The 3,853-nt window shown below is 60.3% G+C and carries 3 protein-coding genes; all 3 read right to left on the reverse strand.

Features of this window, described 5'->3' with window-relative positions; all coding sequences use genetic code 11:
* Positions 1 to 399: 399 nt before the first annotated feature.
* From GSQ92_RS07505 to GSQ92_RS07515, 3 genes are read right to left on the reverse strand one after another with little or no spacing between them, the layout of a single operon-like run.
* Positions 400 to 1,023, reverse strand: a complete 624-nt coding sequence (locus tag GSQ92_RS07505; RefSeq protein ID WP_159013275.1) for a hypothetical protein — start codon at positions 1,021 to 1,023, stop codon at positions 400 to 402.
* A gap of 56 nt (positions 1,024 to 1,079) precedes the next feature.
* Positions 1,080 to 2,153: a hypothetical protein gene (locus GSQ92_RS07510; protein ID WP_159013276.1), complete on the reverse strand. Its 1,074-nt coding sequence runs from the start codon at positions 2,151 to 2,153 to the stop codon at positions 1,080 to 1,082.
* Positions 2,146 to 3,009 carry a hypothetical protein gene (locus GSQ92_RS07515; RefSeq protein ID WP_159013277.1) on the reverse strand — a complete coding sequence of 288 codons (864 nt, stop codon included), beginning with the start codon at positions 3,007 to 3,009 and terminating at the stop codon, positions 2,146 to 2,148. The genes GSQ92_RS07510 and GSQ92_RS07515 overlap by 8 nt, the downstream gene beginning before the upstream one ends.
* Positions 3,010 to 3,853 lie beyond the last annotated feature (844 nt).

Consider the following 3,853-nt stretch of genomic DNA (forward strand, 5'->3'; position numbering starts at 1 on the left):
TTCCGCGCTTTGCTCGGCGGAAGTCCCCCACGAAGTCCCCAGCATTGTGTCAAGAGCACCGCTGGCCGTCGACGTCCCTGTTTCGGCTGTACCGCTGGCCCCGGCCGTGCTGCTCCCGACACCCGAAGGCGTTCCGGTTGGCATCGTGAACGGAGGCAACCCAAGCTCGGTAGCCTGCGGAATGATCTGCTGTGGCACGCCCACTAACGTCTGTGGTTCTGGGTCAGCCAATGCGGCCGATCTCCACAATACAAACCCGACCGCGGAACCGGCCAAGAGTCGCTTTAGTCGCCAACCGGTCGTCTTTCCATCTCTTAGTTGGATCCTCTGGCCTCGCACCGGCACCTCCTCGATCAGGTTTAATCCTGACCGTCAGGCAGCCCGGTGCGAACCGACAGCCTAAATCCCAGAGAAGTCTCTTATCTCACAGAGTCGATTCCCCTTGTCGTCCTCCCAATGTGACGTCAGCTGGCAACGTTCGATCGCAGCGCCGATGTTTTCAACGCGGCCAGCCATCCCCCAGTCGGACCACGTGCCCCAGACGTAGCCTGTCACCACCAGGCCCACCATCAGCACCCCGAGACAAAGGGCGCGTACGAACTCAAGATTGTGATTGTATCGACGCTGCTTGATGACGAGTGCTTCGCGAACCCCCCGCGTCATGTCCGGCAGGATGTCTTTGACCAGCTGGGTCAAGACCACGGTCTTATCGACCTCGATCTTGTCGATCGCCTGCCGCGCGCCCTTGTCCAGGTTCTCGATCACGCCACTCGCCTTAACCAGCGTTTGGCGCGTTCGCTCCGTCATGACCCTTTGCCGGGCCAACTCATCCTCTCCCGCCGCCTTCGCCCGTTCTACGATGGCCAGCAGCGCGTCCCCGACGCCCAACGCGACTTCCGCAAACCCGGCCTGCGTGCTGATCATTGTCGAGATGAAAACCCCTTCGGGGTATTCAGGCCGCACCCCCCAATCACGCGCGGCCGTCTCGACAGCCGCTAAACGATCTGCGAAGCGGCTGCGCATTTCCGCGAGGTCCAAAGGCGGCTGAATAGGGCCGGGTGGGCGTCCGTCGTTTCCCATCAGCTTCGCCTCGCGGTGCGCGGATGTTCCGCCCGGCCGGCCTCGATGGCTAAATCTCCCGGGAAGCGTTGCCAGAACTCAGCCGCGGTCGTCATGTCCTTGTCGAACTGCACACCATACCGCTCCCTAAAGCCGGCGGACTTGAGGTCCGGCCGGCTCGCCAAGACGGAAGGCGGCATTGCGTAGACGGAGACCGCGCCAACGTCTGGCCACGGTGTCTGAACCACCATCGCCCTTCCCTCCTCAATGCCGTCTGCCAAACGCGCGGGGAGATAGGAAAAGGGCGGTCTGTTGCGGAAGTTGGGCGGTGTTTGAAAGAACGCCGCGCCAATCTCACTGTAAAACCTCTCGCACTGCTCATATTCTTCAAACGTTTCGAACACCGCGGCCCCGGCGCGGTGCTGATAAGTCGCCACGGGAAGCATCGGCGAGAACGGCACAGGCGGTGTGCGAATGATATATAATCCGGGAAGGCCCGGTTGCAGCTTCTGCACGACATACTCGAAAGCCGGGTGATCAGATAGCGCGCGCTGTTGATTGGTCCGCACCCATAGTTGCATCGCAGCAGTGGTAGCCTTTTGCCACGTCAAGGCGATTCCTGCCCTAGGCAAGAAATCGGAGGTCCGGTCACGTTTTCCCAATACAATGCGAACGACGAGATCAAGCGGATTGGACGGTCGCGACAGGACATAGATGGTCGCGGTCGGCGCCCCCTGCGCACGCGTGAAGACCTTCCAGGGATCGGAGGTCCCAACGAACTGAACCGCACCGTCTTGATGGTAGAAGTTCAGGACCGTGAGGAGTTGCTCGCGAGTCATGTTCGACAATTCGGGACTGACGTTCAGTTCCGAGATCTCGGCCTCGAGTGGACCACCGGCCTCGTAGCGGTCCCAGGCCCTGACCTCCAATCCCTCCCAGATGAAACACTCGGTCGGGTCCACAGCCATGGCAATGAGGGTTTTGCGAACGTCTTCATCGATCATATCGGCAACGACCTTGGCCACCTTGCCAAAGGCGTCGCGTATCAAAGGCTCCATCAACGACACGCGGTGGCCACGTTCCTTCTCAAACACGGGCGTGCTCCCCGGCTTCCGCTTCCGCTTCCGTTTCCGCTTTGGGGTGGATCGCCACCTCTTCCACCGCGGCCCTTCTTGAGGGCGCCGGCAGCCAGAGCGGAGGGATTGAGGCCATGAACGCCGGTATCGCCTTTGTCCACCAGATCGCAACACGTTCCTGGTCGAAGAAGGAAAGCCTCGGGTGGTCTCCTTTGGCGACGCCCTCCGCCGCGTCCGAAAACGTCAGACCGCGATCCGTGACCTGCGACATGCACGTCAGCGGCGGCATCATCACGAGCTTCGCACCTTGCATGAGGGCGTCTGTCACGATCGGGTGGCTTTTGATCGAGGTGAACGCATTGCTCGCCGACCGCCCCGCCATGATCAGCCCAGCGTTGAGCACGATCAATGTCGCCTCAGGTGCGAAGAGTTCCTGCGCCGTGAAATGGCGTAGATAGTCGACATCTGCCTGTTCCGGCCCAATGACATGGGCAAGCACAACCCTGATGCCATGGCGTTCCAGTGTCCGAACAATCGGGATTTCCCGTACAAGCCGGCTCAGCGGCGTGTCACCGCCGCCGACGTCGAGGAACGCATTGTACTGGCCGTCGATCTGGTCCTGAATGCGCTCCTCCAGCCAGGACTTCACGTCGTCGACATCGGCTGAGGGCGGTTCAAGAACATCCTCATGAAAGAGGGGTAGGTTATACGTGACGTTGAGAAGATCAGCATTCCAGATGACCAACTCCGCCCCCTGCTCACGCAAGGCTTGAATGACGGTGTTAAGGAGAGTTGTCTTACCGACCCTCTGCCGACCCACCCCAATAAAGAGAATGGGGCGATGGTCACTATGGGCCTTCGCTGCTTTAGGCATGATTCTACGTCCTCTGTTTTGGCCGGATGATGTGCCGGTCCAGGTAGGCGAACTGTTCGTCCACTGCGGTCAGCTGCGCTCTCACCTCCTCGGGCAGGTGGTCATAACCACCTTGAGCCGGGGGTTGAGTTGGGGATGGAGGCGGAGGCACGCGTCTGGGGACAGGCTGTTCCGCTCGCGTTACGGGGGGCTGCCAATCCCCTTTTTGTCGGCTTCTATCGCGCCGTGGTTTGGCAGACTTAGTGGCCGCCTGGGACGCCACTTCGGCCGCGATGTCTGCGCACACGCGCAGCCAAACCCTACGCACCGACTTTCTGTTGGGACGAGTTGTTCCGTGCCGGCCCATGACGCCGGCATCTAAAACGACGGCAAGGAGGCCTTCCCAGCCGGCGCCCGTCGTCTTGAACGCGTCTTTCACAAAGCGGCGATTTTCACGAAGCCAGCGGTACAGGTGACCATTACGCGGATGCGCTCGCGCCTTCATCATCGCTCTTATTTGCTCGCGGGTTTCCTTGCTCATAGGAACAGGCTGACGTGATCTGGGGCGAACGAAGAGGCGGGATGGATTACAATCTGTTCATGATGTTCCGCCGGATTGCCGTGGAGGTCCCGTCAAAGTGCCGTCGAGTTACCGTCGGGGTTCCGTAAAGTTCCCGTCGAGTTACCGTCAAAAATGGTTCTCCATACACCATTGCACCCGTCGTGCACGGCGACACGCATTGACGCGGGTCGCGAGAAACATCTGACGTCGTTCGCACCGATTTCCGGATGCTCTTCGCGAACACAGGGAGAGCACCATGGCGACCAATGTGACCGAAATTCTCGACCGCATTTCCGACGGTCA

Origin of the sequence: Acidisoma sp. S159 (assembly GCF_009766125.1) — a bacterium.
Classification (GTDB): Bacteria; Pseudomonadota; Alphaproteobacteria; order Acetobacterales; family Acetobacteraceae; genus Acidisoma.

Coding starts and splice junctions, on each gene's coding strand:
- GSQ92_RS07505 (WP_159013275.1), bottom strand. CDS start 1,023: ATGCGCAGCCGCTTCGCAGATCGTTTAGCGGCTGTCGAGACGGCCGCG.
- GSQ92_RS07515 (WP_159013277.1), bottom strand. CDS start 3,009: ATGCCTAAAGCAGCGAAGGCCCATAGTGACCATCGCCCCATTCTCTTT.